Genomic DNA, 21,081 nt, shown 5'->3' on the forward strand with positions numbered 1-21,081 from the left:
TCCGTCCATCCAGGCAACATCTGTGCGTCTCCATCCACCTCGGCCAAATCCGAAGCATCGATGCGAACGATGTTGGTCGCTTCTAATGCTACTCCAGGCGGCGGTGTCGCGATTAGGGCGGGACCGTTCTCAGCCGCGCCGTCCGGATCTCAGAGCACCCACGCAAGTCGACGCGTCCCGCACGATTTGTGGACCCCGGCCGTTCGCCACCACGCTGTTCACGAACCAGTCGTTCTCGGTCAGTCCGAAGCCTAGCAATTCGAGCGCGTCCTCGCCGGACTGGAAGTCGGCGATCGAGTCGCCATCTTTCGCAGCGGCGAAATCGACGAAGGCGTCGCCGCCGGCGCTGTCGGTCAGGAAGTTGGAGCCCCGGCCGCCGGCGATCCGGTCGGCCCCCGCTCCGGCGTCGATCAAGTCGTCTCCTACGCGTCCGTCGACCAAGTCATCACTGTTGCGCGCCAGGATGAAGTCGCGGCCCGGGGTGCCCAGCACATAGCCGACACCGTTGGGTGGGACCAAGCGTTCGATGGAGACATAGGTGTCACCTGCGGCCTCACCCTTACCACGGCTCGAACTATTCAGTTCGATCAGCAGCGTCCCTCCGGTGACGCCCTGATCGTACCAGACGGCGTCTACGCCATCTCCGCCTCCGAAGGTGTCGGCCCCGCCGCGACCGAGGAAGATATCGTCACCTCGCCGGCCCAGCATGTAGTCGGCATTGTCCGCGCCGCGAATGATCTCCGCATCATTGGATCCCACGACCCGTTCGATGGAGACATAGCGGTCTCGAGTGGTCGAGCGCCGTTCTGGTCAGGCCAGCCGGACCGGCCATGGCACTAAATGGTGTCGATCCCTACGCCGCCATCGATCCAGTCGCCAACCCGATTCGAAAGGCTGGACCGTCGCTACCTCACCTTTGTCCACATCGCCACGTCCATGCTCTGGCTGAGGTGAGTGAGCTAGTGGCGGTCATTAGCTTCTTGATCGCATTCAACTCCCCGGGAAGCCGGCCTCCCGGAAGGATTGCATATGTCAGCGTGCATCGCGTAACCCCGAAGCGTCGCCAATGTCGAAAGGCCGCCAACTCAACGGATGGCAGCTTCAATAGCTGAGGCTGGCGGATTACCAATCGTTATGTTGGCCGAGTCGGACTAGTGGCGGCATGCTCTTTGAATGAATCTGTTGGCCACCATCCTGAACGGCGCTGACAGCCTCCTCTGCTGACGGGCCGCGCGCTTACTTTAGTTCCCTTGAAATCAACAACTCAAACATGTGTGTGAATAGCCGTCGAGTGCTTCTGGCGCGCCGTGAGTGTGCTCTGCCCATGCACGCGATGGGCGTGCATATGGAGAAAATCCGATGAAAATCCGCGTTTAAGCCATGCTTGTTGGTGCCCCCTTTGTCGCAACCGCCGACGTTCCTTCAGGCGTCGCCTAAACTGGCCTGATCGCCTACCAATACGTGCAATATGCAGATGGGGCGAAGATCGAATATCTCGGTGAGATTTCTGATAGGGCTGAGGCCGTTTGACGTGACCCCCTGAAACTCCTCCAGGAATAGCTAGAGTCCGCCCAACGAAGGACGGACAGAATGAAGCGATCAAGGTTCACGGAAGAGCAAATCATCGGGATCTTGCGGGAGCAGGAGGCCGGTGTGGCGACGGCAGAGGTGTGCCGGCGACACGGTGTCAGCTCGGCGACCTTCTACAAGTGGAAGGCCAAGTTCGGAGGCATGGACGTGTCGGAGGCCCGGCGGCTGAAGGCGCTGGAGGACGAGAACACCAAGCTGAAGCGGATGCTGGCGGACGCGATGCTGGACAACGTCGCGCTGAAGGATCTGCTGGGAAAAAAGTGGTGACGCCCGCCGGCTATCGCGAGGCGGCTAGCCATCTGCAGGCCGCCTACGAGATGAGCGAACGGCGGGCGTGCCGTGTGCTGGGCGTCGATCGGACGAGCGTGCGCTATCAGGCGACGCGCCCGGACGACGGCGCGCTGCGCGACCGGCTGAAGGCTCTGGCCCAGGAGCGTCGCCGGTTCGGCTATCGCCGCCTGCACGTGCTGCTGCGGCGCGAAGGCCATGCGGTCAACAGGAAGCGGATCCAGCGGATCTATCGCGAGGAGCGACTGACGGTCCGTCGACGCGGCGGTCGGAAGCGCGCCATCGGCACCCGAAGACCGCTGGAGCTGCCACTGGTGGCGAACCAGCGCTGGTCGCTGGACTTCGTGGCCGACCAGATGACTGACGGGCGGCGCTTCCGCATCCTGACGGTGATCGACAACTGCACGCGTGAATGCCTGGCGCTGGTGGCCGACACCTCGCTGTCGGGCGCGCGGGTCGTGCGGGAGTTGGACGCCGTCATCCGGCAGCGGGGCCGGCCCGACACCATCGTCAGCGACAACGGGACGGAATACACCTCGAACGCGGTCCTGGCCTGGGCCGACAGCACCGGCGTCGGCTGGCATTACATCGCGCCCGGCAAGCCCCAGCAGAACGGCTTCAACGAGAGCTTCAACGGACGCCTGCGCGACGAGCTGCTGAACGAGACGCTGTTCCGATCCCTGCCGCACGCCCGCGCAGTGCTCGAAGCTTGGCGGCGCGATTACAACGAACGGCGTCCGCACTCGAAGCTCGGGTGGCTGACGCCGCAGGCCTATGCAGAAGCGCTCACCGGACAGATCGGCCGGTCCGCTGCGCTGGTTGGGGGCTGCGCTGACCGGCCTCTTGCCAACCCCGACAACCCCAGCTCAGATCACCAAAGGACTCTCGTTATGGCTGGATGAGAAACGGGGGTCACGTCACGTTCGGGCACCTACAACTAGTCCTTGAGAGCCAAGGTACCTTCGCCCTATCATGACGCCACGCCGATCAACGTGTGCGGCGGCAACGGCCCGACCCTTCCCAAAGAACCGGTGATCCAAGGTCCGCCCACTCGCGGGGGGGCGGGCATACGAACGAGGGCTTACCGCCTCGTGCTGCGCCATAAAATCCTGACGGCGTAGAGGCTGCCCACCATCGGGTTATCGGGGTTTGTCCGGTCGAACACGAACAGCCCACTATCAACCATCGGCCGCATAAAGGCCGACTGGGTTTTCGCTGGATCCCACCATTTTTGCCGCTCGATCATCATAACATCGATCGACTTTAACAGGACCGCGCGCCCTAGGTCTGCGAAAATGGTTCAGACCCCTCGCAATCTACCTTCACGACGAGGCGCTGCTGGGCCGCCTTGGCAGTGGCGAGGATGTTCAGCCGCCGATGCGATGTGAAGGGTTTCTTCGGTGTCCACGGTTGTGCCTGCGATGCTGACGCCGACCGTATTCGTGTCCTGGACATTTACCTTGACCTGTAGGGCATCCTTCCGATCCGCGAGCCCAAACGGATAGGCTGTGATTTTCGACTCCAGCATCGGCTTCATGGCGATGTTCGCAGCCGCGCGGGAGTAGGGCGTGGCGAACGGCTCGAACGCATGAACGGCAGTGACCAACAGATTGTTGGCCGGTAGTAGAGAGGTCATGCTCCACGTTCATGCCTATATCTTGCTCAAGGCATGGACGCAGAACTCGACGACAAGTTCGAAAGCCAGCTCCGTCAAGCCGGCAGTCACCTTACGCTCAACCAAAACGGTCGAGCCGCTGTTGGTCACCACATCGATGAGGGCAAGGTCCTTGGCGACATCGGCGGTAATGTCGAAGGCGCCCCTGAGGCGGCCGGTGGTCAGCTCCGCGTAGGGGCCATAGACGACGCAGCCCCACGTCCCGGCCGCAACATCGACCGAACCTTCGTCTCCTACTGTCGCGTTGTTGACGCGTATCATGCCCTCCAGCATCAAGTAGAGGTAACAAATTCTGCTACTTCAACTCCAATCGCAACAACATAACGAGGGTGCTTCAAATGCAGCGCCATGAGTGAGACGGTCGAGATGGATGGATCAGACGGTTTAGTCGGTGACAAATGACCCTGTGACAGCCACGCCGACTCCCGGCGTCAGAGGTACGATCTGATAGCGTAGGGAAGTCGCCTTACCCGACAGCTGGAGTTGCCCGGTGAACATCTGCGGACGCCGTGTAAGATCGACCCGGATCACCGAGGAAGCAAACTCACGCCCCTCCCTGTCCAGCTCTACCAGTTCGATCGCGGCACGACCGGTCGCGCCCGGCGTCCAGATAAGAGAGCCAAATGACAGCTTGGTGTCACCTAAGCGCGGCAAGATTGTCTGGCTGAGCGATCCGTATCCTGAGTGGGAGGTTGCTGTGATCACGGCCGTGCAGTTGCCGTTGCCCGACCATGGGGCGGCGTCCAGCCAACTCAGCCGCAGGTTCCGCGACAAGGTCCACGGCGAGGCGGTGCACTCGACATCTGGATGCGACGGCAGGTAGCCATGCTGAAGCCGGTTGGACCCTGTGTAGAGGGGATCGACGGGCCACGTCGGTGCGCGAGGATCGATAGGCGATCGACCATCAGGATCCCACGGCGTCGCCCGAGGCATTATCACCGACCAGTCGTGACAATCGGCCATGTAGAAGGCCTTGCCGTGCAGAATGAGATCGTGCGGTCCTGTTGGGCATTGCAGCCGAACGACCTCGGATGTCTTGCCGGTGCCTTGCCGCCAGGCTTCCCATCGCGTGACGCCGTATTCGCGCGTGAAATAGTTGAATTCGGCGGATGCATAGCCAGGCGCGAAATGCACCACCTTGAGCGTGTCCAGCACCTTGTCGCTCTCATAGCGTTGTTGCGGAGCGTGCGACCACTCGACCGTCGAGGCGACTGCGTTGATACGTTCTTGGCACGTGGCGGCGTTCTGCGTCGGTGACGCCTTCGCGCCGGGTGTAAACGCCGCATTACCCGAGGGAAAAAGGAGCCAGCCTGCCGCACGGCAGTCGCCGGTCCACCATGGTTGCCAGCCGCCGCCCTGGTCGAAGGTGCCGCGGAAATAAGCGTTCTCTCGATCAGCCCCGAGGATATTGTATCCGCCGTTCTCCGGGTTGAAGTGCACCATGTTGGGGAACAGGGGGTTGGTCGCAAGGTCAGACACATAGAAATAGGTCTGGATTCCCCGCGAGATGCCGTTGACGTCGGCGATGGGGTAGGAATCGCTGATCTGCCCTCTGGTGAAGTCGACCTTATGATAGGGTAGAGGCTCGCCGATCTTCAACTTCCGGCGTGATCCAGGGCATGTCACAGGATCCGTCGGCAATGGAAGGTTGTGCCGATCAACGCACACCATCTGCGTCAGATAGTCGGAAGCGTAGGTCGGGAACGGCGGGCCGGCGCGTCCAGGCCCGCAGCTTGCCGTGAGGTATGCTGCAACAAGCGCCAGAACTCTGATCATCATTTCCGCCAGTCCTCGTCTACTCGTCCATTTGAAGCCTATGGCGGCTCTTTATGAACCATGAATCGGTTTTTTGCTTCTCCTCCGGCCTTACCCGCTCATTGTTAAGCCGATGCTTGGCACGCTGCGTCTCGACGGCCAGTTTCCGTGCACCGTCGCAGTGACAGTCTGGGTGTGCGCGTGGCGTAGGCGACGTCGAGGTCGGCTTTGGTAGGATTTGGCAGCAGAACAGCCAAGGCCCGGTCACCGTATCGGAGCGTCAGGCGTGCGGTCGGACAGGAAGTGGGGGCGACACACAGCTGGTGGTCATGATCGCGAAGGCGAGCAGCACGCTCACCCGAAAGAGGTTCTGCCGCATCGGGTGCGCTCCTGTCTTCGGTTGCGGCCGAGGCGGTGCCCCCCCCCCTCGACCCGGATATTGATGTCGCCATAGGCTTCGGTTCTGGCGACCTGGATGGCGGTGCTTCGGGCCTCTATGCTACGCGCGGTGGCGTTGCCCTCAACTTGGTCCGCCTGGCCCTCGGCACCGTCGAGGCGCGCCTCAGTTGATCAAGGCGGCAAGGACCAGAGGCAGTTTCAACTGCCAAGCAAGGTGCCGCCCCTATTGTTCTCGAAAAAACTCATCAGAGCGTACTGATGAGAACTCTCGAAATAGATCGACTCGTTTCTAGTCGAATTGTTCCGATAGGTGATTGAGGCGCCTTCACTGGCGTTGTAGTCAGCCGGGTAGCGAATGCCTAAGGCATGCCCGGTCTCGTGGGTCAGAACCTGTTGACCGTGCACCAGTATCGTGGGGGTGGCATTTTTACTTAGGGCGGAGTTGACCCAAACGTCGCCAGAGACACGGTCCGTTGCCGGCGCGCCTAGACCATAGGCCAAGGCCGCCGCCTCGCTTTTGCCGCTGGATTAATTGCCGAACAGGATCGAAGCGTTATCGGAATAGCCCACCGTTGTCATGGTGGCGGCGCTCGTCCGGAAGGCCAACGTCACCGTCGCAGCCGTGCCAAGCGGTTGACCAGCTCTGATCCCAAGACTGGTTTCTTCGCGTAACCTGAACGCCTGCATCCCTGCTGGAGAGAAAGGGCTTGCCGTGGGGTTGAATCCGCCGCGATTGTCAATTTTGACGATGAATCCCTGATGTCCGACATCGGTTGGCCGTAACAACCGCATATGGCGAAGTTCGAAACCGATGCGCTGGCGGCGGATGCAACGCTCCATCCGGATAGTGGCCCGGAGTGATAGGCGTCTGACGCCAAGCTGAAGGTCCGGCTGTTCAGCAAGACAGGTATCGTCCAGTATCCCTTGTGCCTTCGTCATGCCACCCCGGGGCACGGAATTTCTGGGGTAGGCGCAGCCGAATTTGAGGGTTGTCAGATCACACCGCTTCGAACACCGTATTGATGTATTCCCCGTCTCTTTCTTTCACGATCGTGCGAAACCCGGCCTTCTCCGCCACGACCTCGATGCTGTTCTCCAGATAGAACACGGTGTGGAAACGCGTATCCAGATAGCGCTCCTCATAACAAGGCGATGAATGCGACATTCGTGACCCAGGCTGAAGCAGGGCTCTCATCTTGCTGAACTCTTCCACGGGATGGGTGAAATGTTCGATTGTGTTGTTCGAGTAGATGCCTGCAAGCCCCGGCGCCACCTGGCCGAGATCGCTAAGGATGAAGTCGGAGGATCCACCCGGCGTCGGCTCGTACCCCCAGACGTTCCAGCCCTCTGAGCGCAACTGCGCCAAGGATGACGACCACCAGCCGCAGCCCCAGTCCAGATAGACGCGGCCGGGAATGGGATCGAGGGCATGGAAGGTTCGGGCCGTATCCTCGACCGTGTCGCCTTCCTGATATGAGGCATAGAGAATTTCATATTCCGACGACAGCTCGGCCTCGCTCATGACCAGCATCTTCTCCGGCCCGAACAGGGCGCCGCACGACCGGCAGTGATGCCGGACAAGCTCGCCGCCGCCGAACCGGCAGTGTGTGCGAGAAGCGCGCATGGCGTCTGTGTGGTCTGACGAGTCGCATACTATGCAGCGAACCGCCCTGTTTCCAAGGCTGCGATAATAGAGGTCCAGTGCGGCATGCTTGCTGGCGACGATGTAGCGCTCTAGCATCGCGATGCGGTCGTTGCTCATGAAAATCCCTGCCGGGTGAAAACGGCCGTCATGATGATGGGGTGTTTCTCCGCGTCAATGCCGGTCGTGCTTTTCTTGGCGGGGACCCTTCCCGCGTGACACCGCCGCCGTCCCCCGCTATCTCGCGCGCGTGATGAACGAAACAGAACGCCAGTCCGAGGAACGCAGCTGGGAGACGGCGAAGACGCTCGCCGAGGCCTTGCCGTATATTCAGGTGTATGACCGCGAGACCGTGGTCATCAAATACGGCGGCCACGCCATGGGCGAGAGCGCTGTGGCGCGGCAGTTTGCGGCCGATGTGGTGCTGCTGAAGCTGATGGGCGTGAACCCGGTGGTGGTGCATGGCGGCGGGCCGCAGATCAGCGCCATGCTGGACAAGGCGGGGGTGAAGTCCAGCTTCGTCGATGGGCTGCGGGTCACCGATCCGGCGACGATGGAGGTCGCCGAGATGGTGCTGTCAGGCGCGGTGAACAAGGAGATCGCCCACTGGATCACCATGGCCGGCAAGGAGGCGGACGTGCGCGGCGTCGGCCTGTCGGGCAAGGACGCCGGTTTGCTGACCGTCGAGAAGACGCGCCGGACCAAGCGCGATCCCGACAGCATGATCGAGCACGAGGTCGACTTGGGCTATGTCGGCGAGCCGACCAAGGTGGATCCCAAACTTATCGCCGGCCTGATCGCGTCCGAGACCGAAGACTGGGTCCCGGTCATCGCCCCGATCGGCGTGGCCGAGGATGGTCAGACCTACAACGTCAACGCCGACACGGTGGCCGGCGCGGTCGCGGGTTCACTGAACGCCAAGCGGATGCTGCTACTGACGGACGTGCCGGGGGTGAAGGGCGCGGACGGCGACATCATCCGTCAGATGACGCTGGGCGAGGCGCAAAACCTGATCGACACGGGCGTCGCCACCGGCGGCATGATCCCCAAGCTGGAGACCGCCATGGCCGCCGTGCGTGCGGGCGTCGAAGCCGTAGTCATTCTGGACGGGCGTCGGCCGCACGCCATGCTGGTCGAGCTGTTCACAGAGTTTGGCGCCGGCACGCTGGTGAAGGCGTCTTGATCGACCCCCATTCCACATCCCTCGGGCATGTGCGCGCCTGGGTGTTCGACATGGACGACACCCTGTATCCGCGCGAGCAGGGTCTGATGCGGCTGGTCCAGGCGCGCATCAACGCCTTCGTGGTCGAAGCCGTCGGACTGGAGCCCGAGGCTGCGGCCGCGATGCAGCGCCAGTTTCTGGACGAGCACGGCACGACCCTGGCCGGGCTGATGGCCAACTATGCGGTCGATACCGAACGGTTCCTGCGCGAGGTGCACGACGTGCCGCTGGACGGGGTCGAGCCCAATCCGCGTCTGGCCGAGCGGCTGAAGGCTCTGCCTGGTCGTTGCTATGTCTTCACCAACGGCGCGCGTGAATACGCCCACCGTGTGCTGGAGCGGATCGGCGTCGCCGACTGTTTCGAAGGCGTCTTCGCCATCGAGGATGGGGATCTGACGCCCAAGCCCAATCCCGCGACCTTCCGCCGGATGCTGGAGCAGTTCGGCATCGATCCGCACCGATCCGCCTTCTTCGAGGACACGCCCAAGAATTTGGAGCCGGCCAAGGCGCTGGGCATGGCCACGGTCCTGATCGGCGACGGCCATGGCAAGCCGATCGGGCCGCATATCGACCATGTGGCCCCGGACCTTTTCGACTTCCTTTCCGATCTGAGCCTCAAGGACGCCGCATGACCGATCTGTCGCATCTCGAATCCGTCGTCGAGGCCGTCTGGGAACAGCGCGCCGAGGTGTCCGCCGCCACGCATGGCGAGGTGCGCGACGCCGTTGAAACCGCCCTCGCCCTGCTGGATTCCGGGCAGGCGCGCGTCGCCTCGCGCGGCGCGGATGGCGTCTGGACCACGCATCAGTGGATGAAGAAGGCGGTGCTGCTGTCCTTCCGTCTGAACGACAACCAGATCATGCGGGCGGGCGCGCCATCCGTCATGCCGCTGTCGGTGGATCATCCCGTCGCCGTCGGTCCCTTCTGGGATAAGGTGCCTAACAAGTTCGGCGACTGGACCGCGTCGGATTATCAGTCGGCCGGCTTCCGTTCGGTGCCCGGCGCCATCGTCCGTCACGGCGCGCATATTGCCAAGAACGTGGTGCTGATGCCGTCGTTCGTTAACATCGGCGCCTTCGTCGATGAGGGCTCGATGGTGGACGCCTGGGCCACGGTCGGCTCCTGCGCGCAGATCGGCAAGAATGTGCACTTGTCGGGCGGCGCGGGCATCGGCGGCGTGCTGGAGCCGTTGCAGGCCAATCCGACCATCATCGAAGATGGCTGCTTCATCGGCGCCCGCGCCGAGGTCGCCGAGGGCGTGATCGTGCGCGAGGGCGCGGTCCTGGCCATGGGCGTCTATCTGTCGGGCTCGACCAAGATCGTTGACCGCGCGACCGGCGAAGTGTTCCGGGGCGAGGTGCCGGCCTATTCGGTGGTCGTGCCGGGTTCGCTGCCGGATCCCAACGGCGGGCCGTCGCTGTATTGCGCCGTCATCGTCAAGCGTGTGGACGCGCAGACGCGGGCCAAGACCGGTGTGAACGAACTGCTGCGCGACTAATCAGGCGGCGGCGCGGACAGGCTGCGTCGCAGGCGTGTCGAACGTCGCGTGAAGGGTGAAGGTTGATCCTTTGCCGGGGGTGGACGTCACCGTGATCTCGCCGTCCATCAGGGCGGCCAGGCGCTGACAAATGCTGAGGCCCAGACCGGTGCCGCCGAACTTGCGGGTGGACGACCCGTCCACCTGAGAGAAGGGCTGGAACAGTCGCGTCAGATCGTCGGCGGCGATACCAATGCCGGAATCGACTACACCAAGTCGTAAGGTCGTGCGCCCCTCGCCTGCCGGCTCGCTTTCGATAATCAGGCGAACCTCGCCTTGGGGGGTGAACTTGATGGCGTTGGCCAGCAGGTTATGTGTCACCTGGGCCAGGCGCAGCGGGTCCATTCTGAGAAGCGGCGGCAGCGGCCCGCGGATGTCGGTCGTAAAGGTCAGGCCGCGCGCTTCGGCCTGGGCCTTAAACGGGCCCGTCAGGCGGGCGGCGAGGGTCTCGGCTTCGACATCGACGAAATCCAGTTCCATCTTGCCGGACTCGATCTTGGTGATGTCGAGGATGTCGTTCAGCAGCACCATAAGCCCTTCACCGGAGTCGCGGATGACCCCGACGAATTCTTTCTGGCGGTCGCTGAGCTCGGACATCTGCAGCAGTTGCGCGGCTCCCAGGACGCCGTTCATTGGGGTGCGGAGTTCATGAGAGATGACGCCCAGGAAGTTGGATTTGGCGGCGCTGGCGGCGTTGGCCGTGTCACGGGCGGCTTCCAACTCGGCGATCAGTTCGGCCTGGCGGCGGTTGACGGCTTCCAGATCGCTGTCCTTCATCTGGGTGATGGCCACCTTGATCAACAAGGCCAGCGCCAGAACCGGGATCATGCTGACGACCACCCAAAAGCCCGGCGTGCCCCACAGTTTCGCGAACAGCAGCACCACGACCACCGAATAGGGCGCCGACACGATCAGGGCCTCACGGGGCGCGGCGCGCATCTGGGTGAAGACCAGCACATAGCCGGCCATGAGAAGGGCGACGCCCAGCGGCACGCCATAGGCGCCGCCGTAGAGGAAGGCGAGCAGCGGCGCTGCTGACCAGGCGATGCAGGAAATGGTGGCGGCCATCAGCTTGATCCGGCTGTGAAGCCCCTGATCCCGCAATACCAGCACACGTTCGGCGAACGTCCGAAGCAGACCTGACGCAGTCGCGGCTGCAAACCACAACACTGCGGTCGCCCAATCGGTGACGGTAAACAAAGCGACCGCCCAACTGGCGATGATCAGATACCGCATATGACCGTTGGCGATCAGATGCTGCAGCACTGAGCGTTCTTGGCCTGGCGTGTGGTTCGTCATCGTCGGATCTCGGGGTTCGATGACGCATCGTCGCCAAATCCGACTAAGAGACTATGAACGCTAAGCTTTATGCGTGAAGTGTCCGGCGTCGGACATAGCGCGGAATGCGCGGGGAGGCAGGAAGCGGTCGTCAGCCGCTTCCGTCTCTGTATCAGGCGGCCGACTTCATGGCGTCCGCGTTGACAGCCGCGTCGGCGATGCCGGTCAGATCTTCGTCAGTTTGGGATTCCTCCTGGAGCGTCTCGTCCAGAAGGGCGGCGGCGTCCTTCATGCCCAGCACCAGCGCCCAGCGTTTCAGCGTGCCGTAGCGGGTGATCTCATAGTGTTCGACCGCCTGGGCGGCGGCCAGCAGGCCGGCATCCAGGGCCGGTGTGTCCTTGTATTCTTCCATGATCTCGTCGCCTTCGGCCAAGATGCCCTCAATGGCGTCGCAGGTCTTGCCACGCGCGGGCTTGCCGATCAGCTCAAAGACCTGTTGCAGGCGTTCAATCTGGTTTTCGGTCTGACTTTTATGCTTTTCGAAGGCGGCTTTCAGCTCTGGCGACTGAGCCGCTCGGGCCATCTTGGGCAGGGATTTCAGGATTTTGCGCTCAGCGTAATAGATGTCTTTGAGCGTGTCGTGGAACAGGGTGTCCAGGGTCTTGTCGGCCATGGTGAGGTCTCGCATCTGTGATGGAGCGCAGGCGCGCGCCCCATCACAAGCAATCCATCCCATTAGTGTTCCTATGCGCGAATTCGCGCGCGCAGCGGATCAGCCCGCGCGCTTCAGATCCGGCGGGGTCGCTTCGTCGGTCAAGATGCGGATGGCCTCCTCGACCGTGACCAACGTCTGGGCCTGAGAGCCCAGGCGGCGGATGGCGACCATGCCCCCTTCCGCTTCCTTCCTGCCAACCACGGCGATGACCGGGACCTTGCCGACCGAGTGTTCGCGCACCTTGTAGCCGACCTTTTCGTTGCGCAGGTCGATCTCGGTGCGCAGGCCGGCGGCCTTGAACTTGGCCATCACATCGCGGGCGTAATCGTCGGCGTCCGAGGTGATGGTGGCCACCACCGCCTGGGTCGGGGCCAGCCACAGCGGGAAGGCGCCGGCGTAGTTCTCGATCATGATGCCGATGAAGCGCTCGAACGACCCCAGGATCGCCCGGTGCAGCATGACCGGGCGGTGCTTCTGGCCGTCCTCGGCGATGTAGGTGGCGTTCAGGCGTTCGGGCAGGACGTAGTCCAGCTGGATCGTGCCGCAGGTCCATTCGCGGCCGATGGCGTCCTTGACGATGAAGTCCAGCTTGGGCGCATAAAAGGCGCCGTCGCCCTCGGTCACGACCGGCTCTGTTCCGGCGGCGCGGGCGGCCTCGGCCATCAGGGTTTCGGCCTTGTCCCAGAACTCGTCCGTGCCGGCGCGGTTTTCGGGCCGGGTGCCCAGGCTGATGTAGGCCGTCTCCATGCCCAGGTCGGCGTGGACGCTCCGGGCCAGTTTGATGAACTCGGCCGTCTCCTCGACGATCTGGTCTTCGCGGCAGAAGATGTGGGCGTCGTCTTGGGTGAAGCCGCGCACGCGCATCAATCCGTGCAGCGATCCTGACGGCTCATAGCGATGGCAGGCGCCGAACTCGGCCATGCGCAGCGGCAGTTCGCGATAGGAGCGCTGACCTTGGTCGAAGATCTGCACGTGACCCGGACAGTTCATCGGCTTGAGGGACAACTCCTCGCCCTCGACCGTCTCGCAGACGAACATGTTCGGCCGATACTTGTCCCAGTGCCCGCTCTGCTCCCAGAATTTGCGGTCCAGCACCTGGGGCGTCTTGACCTCGACATAGCCGGCGGCGTCCAGGCGGCGGCGCATATAGGCCTCCAGCACGCGCCACAGCACCCAGCCCTTGGGGTGCCAGAAGACCATGCCCCGGCCCTCTTCCTGCATGTGGAAGAGCTCCATGGCCTTGCCGACCTTGCGGTGGTCGCGCTTTTCGGCCTCTCCCAGACGCAGGAGATGGGCGTCCAGATCCTCCTTGGTGGCCCAGGCGGTGCCGTAGATGCGTTGCAGCTGCTCGCGCTTGGAGTCACCCCGCCAATAGGCGCCGGCCAGTTTGGTCAGTTTGAACGCCTTGCCGACGTGGCGCGTCGAGGGGAAGTGCGGGCCACGGCACAGGTCGATCCAGTCGCCCTGTTTGTACAGGGTGATGGTCTCGGTGCCCGGCAGGTCGCGGATCAGCTCGGCCTTGAACTTCTCGCCGCGCGCCTCGAAGAATTTGATGGCCTCGTCCCGCTCCCAGACCTCGCGTTCGAACTTGGCGTCGCGATCCACGATCCGGCCCATCTCCTTTTCGATGGCGGCGAAGTCGTCGGTCGAGAAGGGCTCTTCGCGGTAGAAGTCGTAGTAGAAACCGTCCTCAATCGCCGGGCCGATCGTAACCTGGGTGCCGGGGAACAGGGTCTGGACCGCTTCGGCCAGGACGTGGGCGGTGTCGTGGCGGATCGTATAGAGGGCGGCGGGGTCGTCGCGCATGATCAGGCGGAAGTCGCCGCCCGTCTCCAGCACCCGGCCCATGTCGCGCTGCTCGCCGTTCAGTTCAGCCAGCACGGCCTTCTTCGCCAGCGACGGCGAGATCGAGGTCGCGACGTCGCGCGCCGTAGAGCCGGCCGGGTATTGGCGCACCGCGCCGTCGGGGAATTTCAGGTCGATCATGTGTCAGTCTTTGCAGGTGGAACCGGGTCGTATCCCGATCCCCCGAAGGGATGGCATTTACAGAGGCGTCGCACGGTGAGCCACCCCCCCTTGACCGGGCCGTGCTGGATCAGGGCGTCGCGCCCGTAATCCGAACAGGTCGGCAGGAACCGGCACTGCTGGCCGATCAGGGGGGACAGCGTCAGCTTGTAGCCCCGATGGGCCGCGCGCACGCCGCGTTCATAGAGAGACATATGTCCCTTCGCCGGGGGCTGGATGAGTTCGCCGCGCTTATCCCCCGTCGTCGCAAGGGGATCAACCGGTCGCGCCCGTCAGGCCGCACCGGCGAGACGAGTTCGGGCGGCCAGCGCCGCGTTCACCGCCTCCAGCGTCGCCTCCAGCGACACCAGGGTCGAGGCGTGGCGGGCGGGATAGTCGGCGACCTGTTTCAACAGGCGCAAATCCTCGAACCGGCCGGTGGGGCCGTCGCCGCCGGATTTCAGCATGGCGGTCATGGCGTCACGGGCCTCGGCGATCTCGTCGGCGGAGGCGCCGAGGACGTGCTGGCCCAGCACCCCGGCGGCGGCCTGGCCCAGCGCGCAGGCTTTCACGTCCTGGGCGAAGTCGGTGATGCGGCCCTGATCGTCCAGCGTCACATCCACCGTCGCCCGCGACCCGCACAGTTTCGCGACCCGCTCACCTGTGCCTTCCGGCACAGGTAACCGCCCCGCATGCGGCAGGTTCGCCGCCAGCGTCAGAATGCGCGCACTGTAGAGGTCGTCGATCATGGGCGGGAAGATAGGGTGTTCCGCAACGCTGCGAAACCTCTCCCTCCCGGATGCACGGAGAGACGATCGCGGCCTAGATTTTCACCGTCAGGGCGCCGTCCGCGCCGACCTTCAGCGTCACGTCCGCATAGTCGGCCAGCGTCGGGTGGTCCGTCTCCAGCGGATGGGTCCAGGCGGCGGTGACGACCACCACATCGGCGCCGGCCGCTTCGCCGGCCTGGACGCCGGCTTTGGCGTCCTCGAACACCAGACAGTCGGCGATGTCGAAGCCCAGGGTCGCGGCGGCCTTTAGATAGCCGGCCGGGTCGGGCTTGCCGCGTTCGACGTCCTCGGCGGTGATCAGGACGGCGGGCGGCGTGACGCCGGCGGCCTTGAGCCGTGCGCGGGCCAGAGGGACGGAGGCGGATGTGACCACGGCCCAGCGGTCGGGCGGCAGGCGTTTGACGAAGTCCACGGCGCCGGGAATGGGGGCGACGCCCTCGACATCCTCGATCTCGCCGCGCTCGACCCAGGCGACCTCGGCGTCCAGGTCGATGTCGGGCAGGTTCTGGCGGCGGATGGTGTCGACGGCGCGCACGCCGTGCATGACCGACAGCAGGGCCGCGACGTCCAGGCCATGCCGCTCGGCCCAGCGGGTCCAGACCCGCTCGGCGGCGGCGGTCGAGGTGATCAATGTGCCGTCCATGTCGAACAGGAAGGCCTGATAGGCGCGGGACGCGGGGAGGGAAGTCATGGCCTCATCCAACACGCGCGGGCGCCGACCGCAACGGTCGGATCAACCGCCTTGAAGGGAATTCCACGTGCGAGCGGTGTCGTTGGTCGGACCCGAGGCGGCGACGGCGGTCGGCGTGGCGCGGGCGCGCAGCCAGCTCAGGTTCTGCTCGGCCTGTTCGGGCGGCAGTTCGCGACGCAGGATCTGTTCCGCCTCGCTCAGCTTGCCCTGGAGGCCCAAGGCCAGGGCCAGGTTCTGGCGCACCTTGGCCGAGGCGGTCGGCTGGGCGGCGGCGCGGCGCAGCAGGGTCTCTGCGCCCGGCGCATCCCCTTGCGTCAGGGCGGCGGCGGCGGCGTTGGCCAGGACGTCGGGGTTGTCGGGCGACAGGACCAGCGCCTGATTCCAGGCGGCGCGGGCGTCGTCGAAGCGCCGCACCTGCTCATAGGCCACCCCCAGCAGCGAATAGGCCCGCCAGTCGCGCGGCGCCAGGTCGCGCGCCCTTTCCAGCGGGGCGACGCCGTAAAAGGCCTGGCCGCGCGCGATATGGGCGCGGCCCAACTCCAGCAGGGCGTCCAGATCGTTCGGCTTGAGGGTCAGGGTGGCCTGGGCCGCCTCGGCCGCCTGATCGTAGCGCCCCAGTTCACGCAGGGCCTGGGCCAGTTTGACGCCCGCGACCGCATCGGTGGGATCGGCCTGTTGCTCCGACGCCCAGAAGACCGAACGCGACAAGGCGTCCATCCGGTCATAGGTCGCCCGCACCTGAGCCGAGGACGCGCCGCGCTGCGGCTGGGCCGCGATCGGCGCGGGATCGGCCGCCAGAGCGGACGCGGCGGCCAGGGTCGGGATCAGACCTGTCAGCGCGACGGTTGCGATCAGGGCGGGCATGGGCGACATGGAAAAGGTCCGAACGGTCCCTGAGTATTCGCCGCTCAGGGTCGCCGCTCTGCGTCAACCAATGGTTAACCGCGTTTCGAGGCCCTCATGTCCGCCCTTCATCCCCTTCTGGTCGCCGCCGCCGACGGCGGCGACGCCGTGCCGATCCGCGTCGTCGCGGCCGGTCAGTCGTTGGACGGCGCCGCAGGCCGCTGGGCGACGCTGAACGGGTTCGAGGGCAGGGCGGGCCAACTGCTGGTGGTCGCCGGGTCCGACGGGGCGGCGGCCGAGGTGCTGCTGGGCGCGGGGCCCGCCTTCGATCCGATGACGGCGCGGGGTCTGTGGGCGCGGCTGCCGGGCGGCCTGTATCGGCTGGAGATCGAAGGCGCGGACGTGGCGCACCAGGCGGCCCTGGCCTTCCTGCTCGGGACCTATGTGTTCAACCGCTACAAGGCCCGGCCGGATCGGGCGCCGGTCAGGCTGGTCGCGCCCGAGGGGCTGGACGCAGCCGAGGTGTCGCGCATCGCCGCCGCCTGCGCCCTGGCGCGCGAGATGGTCGATACGCCCGCCGCCGACATGGGCCCGCTGCAGATCGAGACCATCGCCCGCGAGATCGCCGAGAGCGCCGGGGCGAGCATCGCGGTGACGGAGGGCGACGCCCTGCTGGACGACAACTATCCGGCCATCCACGCCGTCGGCCGCGCCGCCGCCCCGCACCGCGCGCCGCGCCTGATCGAGATCGGCTGGAAGCTGGACCAGACCGACCTGCCGCTGGTCGCCCTGGTCGGCAAGGGGGTGGTGTTCGACACCGGCGGTCTCGATTTGAAGCCCGCCGCGGGAATGCGCAACATGAAGAAGGACATGGGCGGCTCGGCCCACGCCCTGGCGCTGGGGCGGCTGGTGATGCAGGCGGACCTGCCGGTGCGGCTGGTCGTGATCGTGGCGGCGGTGGAGAATGCGGTGTCCGGCGACGCCTTCCGCCCCGGCGACATCCTGAACAGCCGAAAGGGTCTGACCATCGAGGTCGGCAATACGGACGCCGAGGGCCGGCTGATCCTGGCCGACGCCCTGACGCGGGCGGGCGAACATTCGCCGGACCTGACGCTGGACTTCGCCACCTTGACCGGGGCGGCGCGGATCGCCTTGGGGCCGGAGCTTCCGCCGCTCTATACCGACGATGAAGTCCTGGCGGGTCAGTTGCTGGCGGCGGCGGCCGAGGTGCGCGATCCGCTGTGGCGGATGCCCCTGTGGTCCGGCTATCGCCCAGCGCTGGACGCCGAGATCGCGGACCTCAGGAACGATCCCGCAGGCTGGGCCCAGGCCGGATCGGTGACGGCCGCCCTGTTCCTGCAAAAGTTCGCCCCGACGACCGGCGCCTGGGCGCACATGGACATCTTCGCCTGGAACCCGCGCGCCCGCCCCGGCTGGCCCGAAGGCGGCGAGGCGCAGGCCTTGCGCGCCTGCTACGCCATGCTGAAGGCGCGTTATCGGGGGTAGGGATCAGGCGAAGACGAGGTCCGGTTCGGCCTCGTCCGATCCGGGGCGTGGCGGACGCGGGCGGCGCGGCTTGCGGGGGCCTCGGCCTCGGCGCGCGCCCAGGCGCGCGATCAGTCGCCGGGTTCTGCGCCGAAGGGCGGTCGCGACATGGGTCACGCCGCGCCAGCCGGCCAGGGCCTTCAGGCTGACGGCCAGAACCATCAGGTCGAACAGCACCGTGACGTCGAACATCAACACCCAGCCGATCAGATCGGGCGCCGCCATCGACGCCAGCTTCAGCCCCTCCGCTTCGAACATCACGGTCGCGACGAGCATCAGAAGCGCGACCAGCAGAAAGCCGACGGCTCGGCCGCGCGTCAGCCATCCCAGCATCCGCGCGGGCGCCTGCACCAGGGCGCGACGCAGCGCCTCGCCGGCCGCGCTGCGATCGAAGGCGGTCAGGCCGAACAGGATCGATAACAAGAGAAACACCAGCACGATACGCCCCACGCCGCTTGGTCATTCGTCGTGCATTTCCACGTGGGCGCTTGCGGCGACGCTTCAAGACGTGTTGAAGGCCGAAGAACGCAGTTCTGTTGATTTCCTTCGAAAAAGCGACGCGCGTTAACGGCCCCTAAGCCATCGGGGGATAAGGCTGTGGGTTCAATCACGCGAGTTCACGTTGACCGACGTCGTCGATCTTGTTCCGCCCGGCGACCGCCTCGCCCGCCCCGACCTCGCCGAACAGGCGTTGGAGGGTCTGGTGCGCGCCGGAGCCTATCGCGCGACCGAGGCGGCGCACTGCCGGGCGGTGGTCGCCGACGTGCTGTCGGACGCCGGCGAGCGGATCGACCAGCTGTTGCATGGCGAAATCTTCGACGTTCTGGAACGGGCGAACGGCCGGGCCTGGGGCCGGGCGCGGCGCGACGGGGTGGTCGGCTGGGTGGTGGCCGACAGTCTGTCGGCGGGCGTTCCCCTGGCGACGCATCGGGTTGCGGCCGTGGACGCGGCCCTGCCCCTGAACGCCCTGGTGGTCGAGGGGCGCGCGGGGCTGGATGCGGGCGATCTCACCCCTGTCGGCGCCTTCGAGACCGATCTGGTCGCGGTGGCCGAGCGGCTGCTGGGGCGGCCGCATGACTTGGGCGCGCGATCCTCGATCTCGACCGACTGTTCGGGTCTGGTGCAGCAGGCTTTGCTGGCCTGCGGCCTGGCCGGCCCGCGCCGGTCGGACGGGCAGGCGAAGCTGGGCCGGGCGGTCGCCGCCGGCGACGCCCGGCGCAACGACATCGTCGTTTGGCGGGCGCCCAAGGGCGATCACGACTGGACCGGCCATTCGGCCCTGATGCTGGACGGCCAGCGGATCATCCACGCCACGGGCGGCAAGGGGGTGGTCGTCGAGGCTCTGGCCGAGGTCGAGGCGCGTCTGATCGCCGAAGGGTTCGAACCCGCGCTGTTCCGGCGGGTCTAGTCCCGCATCGCCCGCAGGGCGCCCAGCCGGGCGAAGGCCAGGGTCAGGGCCTTGCGTCGCGCCGGCGCCAGGGGCGTGACGGCCGTCTCGCGCACCACCGCCCCGCCGAAACCGTCGGCGACGATCAGGCCCGGTTCGTCCGGCAGGATGGTCTGCGGAAACTCCGGCGCCACGGCGAAGTAGAAGGCGTCGCAGAAGGGGCCGTATTCCTGCCATTTGCGGTCGACGCGATAGTCGTCGACGCCGGACTTGACCTCGCAGATCACGATGTCGCCCTTGCGCCCGATCCCCATGACGTCGGCGCGGCGGCCGTTGGGCAGGCAGACCTCCAAAAGCGGCGCATAGCCCATGTCGACCAGCAGGCGGGCCGCACCGCGCGTCACCGACAGCGTCGTTTCCGGGCGGCTGAAAACCAGTTCGAGATGGAGGGCGGCGGACATGCCGACAACTTATGTTCCGCCTACGTTCCCATCGCAAGCGCGGCCGTGCGTCAGGCCAGGCCCAGCCGGTTGACCGCCCATTCCGCCCGCGTCTGGCCCCAAAGGTCGATGACGTCGTCCTGCAGCGGGTCGGGCAAGAGGCCGGGACCGCGATTGCGCGAGCCCAGCCGCGTCGCCACGGCCGCCGACGCCTGATTGTCGGGGGCGATGCAGTGGATCACGTCGTCCCAGCCCAGCGCGTCGAAGGCGTAGTCCAGGGTCGCGGCGGCGGCCTCGACCGCATAGCCCTTGCCGGCGGCGTCGCGGTGCAGGCTCCATCCCACCTCGCGGCCGGGCCATCCATAGGGGTGGAGCGGGCCGATCCGCCCGATCCACAGGCCGGTCGATTTCTCCAGGATGGAGAACATGCCTTCGCCGGTCAGGGCCCACATGCCGGCGACGGCGCACAGGGTGCGCCACACCTGCGGAGCAGACTGAACGCCGCCGATGAAGCGCGCGGTCTCCGGGTCGGCCATGAAATCCGCCCAGCGCGGAAAGTCCTCCACCGCCGGCGGACGCAGGATCAGCCGCTCGGTCTCCAGAGTCGGGCCGAGACTGACATGCGGCGGAACGGCGTAGGCGTCGTTCACAGCAGATACTCCCGCTCCAGCGCGTAATGACTGCCGTCGTCGGTCAGAACGCTGGAATAGAGACCGAAGCGGTCGATGCGGATCGGCGGCGAATGCAGCAGATTGTGGCCCGCCATCCAGGCGCCGATGCGGTCCGGGTTCGTCTGGGGCTTCAGATAGGCCAGGGTGACGTGGGGCCGGTAGTCGCGCGCCTCCAGCGTCAGTCCGGCGCGCTGGCCCGCCGCCTTGCAGCGGCCGGCCAGGACCGACAGGCGTTCGTTGGGCGTCTCGACGCCGGCCCACAGCGTATGGCTGCGGTGGTCGTCGCCGAAGGCCCCCACGCCCTTCAGCGCGATCTCGAACGGCGCGCCGGCTGCGCGCGCCAGTTCCGAGGCCAGGTCGTCGGCGCGCCGCTCGTCCATCTCGCCATAGAAGGCCAGGGTGACATGCAGCGCCTCCAAGGGGCGCCAGCGCGCGCCGGGCAGGCCGGATTGGCGCCTGCGCAGGGTTTCGCCCACATCCGGCGGCAAGGTCAGGGCGGCGAACAGACGAACCATGCGACGGAAGGTAGCGGCGGGAACACAAGCCTCCAAGCCCGGTTTTCCTTGCAGTCAGGGCTCAGGCTCACGATATTCCAAGCCAGTGACCGG

General features: G+C 65.6%; 23 protein-coding genes. 6 read left to right on the top strand and 17 right to left on the bottom strand.

The genetic code is table 11. The annotated features are described in order from the left end of the window. Positions 1 to 129 precede the first annotated feature (129 nt). Entirely contained in the window at positions 130 to 759 is a 630-nt protein-coding gene (locus ACYX4P_RS03660) for a calcium-binding protein (protein WP_312572654.1), read from the bottom strand. A gap of 831 nt (positions 760 to 1,590) precedes the next feature. Here ACYX4P_RS03660 and ACYX4P_RS03665 point away from each other — a divergent pair. Then, positions 1,591 to 2,780, top strand: a protein-coding gene (locus tag ACYX4P_RS03665) for an IS3 family transposase (RefSeq protein ID WP_248118088.1) whose coding sequence is annotated in 2 segments (ribosomal slippage) — positions 1,591 to 1,849 and positions 1,849 to 2,780 — 1,191 coding nt in all. Because the reading frame shifts where the segments join, the coding sequence is not laid out codon by codon here. Positions 2,781 to 3,178: 398 nt separating this feature from the next. Here ACYX4P_RS03665 and ACYX4P_RS03670 read toward each other — a convergent pair. The 5 genes from ACYX4P_RS03670 to ACYX4P_RS03690 all read right to left on the bottom strand — a co-directional run bounded on the left by ACYX4P_RS03670 (position 3,179) and on the right by ACYX4P_RS03690 (position 7,469). Continuing rightward, entirely contained in the window at positions 3,179 to 3,514 is a 336-nt protein-coding gene (locus ACYX4P_RS03670) for a hypothetical protein (protein ID WP_293827089.1), read from the bottom strand. Between the two features lie 15 nt (positions 3,515 to 3,529). Continuing rightward, entirely contained in the window at positions 3,530 to 3,814 is a 285-nt protein-coding gene (locus ACYX4P_RS03675; RefSeq protein ID WP_312572093.1) for a hypothetical protein, read from the bottom strand. A gap of 123 nt (positions 3,815 to 3,937) precedes the next feature. Then, positions 3,938 to 5,152, bottom strand: a complete 1,215-nt coding sequence (locus ACYX4P_RS03680) for a hypothetical protein (RefSeq protein WP_476070198.1) — start codon at positions 5,150 to 5,152, stop codon at positions 3,938 to 3,940. Between the two features lie 1,083 nt (positions 5,153 to 6,235). Then, positions 6,236 to 6,646, bottom strand: coding sequence for a hypothetical protein (locus tag ACYX4P_RS03685; protein WP_312572090.1), 411 nt, complete (start codon positions 6,644 to 6,646; stop codon positions 6,236 to 6,238). 58 nt (positions 6,647 to 6,704) lie between these two features. Next, the gene (locus ACYX4P_RS03690) at positions 6,705 to 7,469 is read right to left on the bottom strand and encodes a class I SAM-dependent methyltransferase (protein ID WP_293828605.1); all 765 of its coding nucleotides are present in this window, start codon (positions 7,467 to 7,469) and stop codon (positions 6,705 to 6,707) included. Positions 7,470 to 7,602: 133 nt separating this feature from the next. Here ACYX4P_RS03690 and argB point away from each other — a divergent pair, with 133 nt between their 5' ends. Genes argB through dapD form a run of 3 tightly spaced genes read left to right on the top strand, consistent with a single transcriptional unit; the run spans position 7,603 to position 10,069 of the window. Next, positions 7,603 to 8,532: an acetylglutamate kinase gene (gene argB / locus ACYX4P_RS03695; protein WP_184279878.1), complete on the top strand. Its 930-nt coding sequence runs from the start codon at positions 7,603 to 7,605 to the stop codon at positions 8,530 to 8,532. After that, entirely contained in the window at positions 8,529 to 9,203 is a 675-nt protein-coding gene (locus ACYX4P_RS03700; protein WP_312572078.1) for a pyrimidine 5'-nucleotidase, read from the top strand. The genes argB and ACYX4P_RS03700 overlap by 4 nt, the downstream gene beginning before the upstream one ends. Further along, positions 9,200 to 10,069, top strand: a complete 870-nt coding sequence (gene dapD / locus ACYX4P_RS03705) for a 2,3,4,5-tetrahydropyridine-2,6-dicarboxylate N-succinyltransferase (RefSeq protein ID WP_312572077.1) — start codon at positions 9,200 to 9,202, stop codon at positions 10,067 to 10,069. The genes ACYX4P_RS03700 and dapD overlap by 4 nt, the downstream gene beginning before the upstream one ends. Here dapD and ACYX4P_RS03710 read toward each other — a convergent pair whose 3' ends face one another. The 7 genes from ACYX4P_RS03710 to ACYX4P_RS03740 form a co-directional block, all read right to left on the bottom strand. Continuing rightward, positions 10,070 to 11,374: a sensor histidine kinase gene (locus ACYX4P_RS03710; protein ID WP_312572075.1), complete on the bottom strand. Its 1,305-nt coding sequence runs from the start codon at positions 11,372 to 11,374 to the stop codon at positions 10,070 to 10,072. A 184-nt stretch (positions 11,375 to 11,558) separates the two neighbouring features. Then, positions 11,559 to 12,059, bottom strand: coding sequence for a YciE/YciF ferroxidase family protein (locus ACYX4P_RS03715; RefSeq protein WP_312572074.1), 501 nt, complete (start codon positions 12,057 to 12,059; stop codon positions 11,559 to 11,561). A gap of 99 nt (positions 12,060 to 12,158) precedes the next feature. Beyond that, entirely contained in the window at positions 12,159 to 14,087 is a 1,929-nt protein-coding gene (gene thrS / locus ACYX4P_RS03720) for a threonine--tRNA ligase (protein ID WP_312572072.1), read from the bottom strand. Then, complete coding sequence (gene yidD, locus ACYX4P_RS03725; RefSeq protein ID WP_135194176.1) at positions 14,084 to 14,320, bottom strand: membrane protein insertion efficiency factor YidD; 237 nt, start codon at positions 14,318 to 14,320, stop codon at positions 14,084 to 14,086. Before yidD ends, thrS begins: the two co-directional genes overlap by 4 nt. A gap of 78 nt (positions 14,321 to 14,398) precedes the next feature. After that, on the bottom strand, positions 14,399 to 14,854 hold the full coding sequence (locus ACYX4P_RS03730) for an iron-sulfur cluster assembly scaffold protein (protein ID WP_312572070.1): 456 nt from the start codon (positions 14,852 to 14,854) through the stop codon (positions 14,399 to 14,401). Between the two features lie 73 nt (positions 14,855 to 14,927). Further along, positions 14,928 to 15,587, bottom strand: coding sequence for an HAD-IA family hydrolase (locus tag ACYX4P_RS03735; protein ID WP_312572068.1), 660 nt, complete (start codon positions 15,585 to 15,587; stop codon positions 14,928 to 14,930). Positions 15,588 to 15,629: 42 nt separating this feature from the next. Beyond that, positions 15,630 to 16,460, bottom strand: coding sequence for a tetratricopeptide repeat protein (locus ACYX4P_RS03740; RefSeq protein WP_312572066.1), 831 nt, complete (start codon positions 16,458 to 16,460; stop codon positions 15,630 to 15,632). Between the two features lie 87 nt (positions 16,461 to 16,547). On the opposite strand from ACYX4P_RS03740, the gene ACYX4P_RS03745 reads away from it, so the two are divergent. Continuing rightward, on the top strand, positions 16,548 to 17,936 hold the full coding sequence (locus ACYX4P_RS03745; RefSeq protein WP_312572064.1) for a leucyl aminopeptidase family protein: 1,389 nt from the start codon (positions 16,548 to 16,550) through the stop codon (positions 17,934 to 17,936). Positions 17,937 to 17,939: 3 nt separating this feature from the next. Here ACYX4P_RS03745 and ACYX4P_RS03750 read toward each other — a convergent pair whose 3' ends face one another. Continuing rightward, positions 17,940 to 18,425 (bottom strand): hypothetical protein, encoded by a 486-nt coding sequence (locus ACYX4P_RS03750; RefSeq protein WP_312572062.1) that lies wholly within the window; start codon positions 18,423 to 18,425, stop codon positions 17,940 to 17,942. A 172-nt stretch (positions 18,426 to 18,597) separates the two neighbouring features. Here ACYX4P_RS03750 and ACYX4P_RS03755 point away from each other — a divergent pair, with 172 nt between their 5' ends. Next, complete coding sequence (locus tag ACYX4P_RS03755; RefSeq protein WP_476070199.1) at positions 18,598 to 19,383, top strand: C40 family peptidase; 786 nt, start codon at positions 18,598 to 18,600, stop codon at positions 19,381 to 19,383. On the opposite strand, the gene mmcB is transcribed toward ACYX4P_RS03755, so the two are convergent. Genes mmcB through thpR form a run of 3 tightly spaced genes read right to left on the bottom strand, consistent with a single transcriptional unit; the run spans position 19,380 to position 20,988 of the window. Further along, entirely contained in the window at positions 19,380 to 19,823 is a 444-nt protein-coding gene (mmcB, locus tag ACYX4P_RS03760) for a DNA repair putative endonuclease MmcB (protein ID WP_312572410.1), read from the bottom strand. The two genes, ACYX4P_RS03755 and mmcB, sit on opposite strands and share 4 nt — an antisense overlap. Positions 19,824 to 19,873: 50 nt before the next feature. Beyond that, entirely contained in the window at positions 19,874 to 20,452 is a 579-nt protein-coding gene (locus tag ACYX4P_RS03765) for a GNAT family N-acetyltransferase (RefSeq protein WP_312572412.1), read from the bottom strand. Then, positions 20,449 to 20,988: an RNA 2',3'-cyclic phosphodiesterase gene (gene thpR, locus ACYX4P_RS03770; RefSeq protein WP_312572414.1), complete on the bottom strand. Its 540-nt coding sequence runs from the start codon at positions 20,986 to 20,988 to the stop codon at positions 20,449 to 20,451. Before thpR ends, ACYX4P_RS03765 begins: the two co-directional genes overlap by 4 nt. Between the last annotated feature and the right edge of the window lie 93 nt (positions 20,989 to 21,081).

It is taken from the genome of Brevundimonas sp. ABV4_179 (assembly GCF_056311945.1).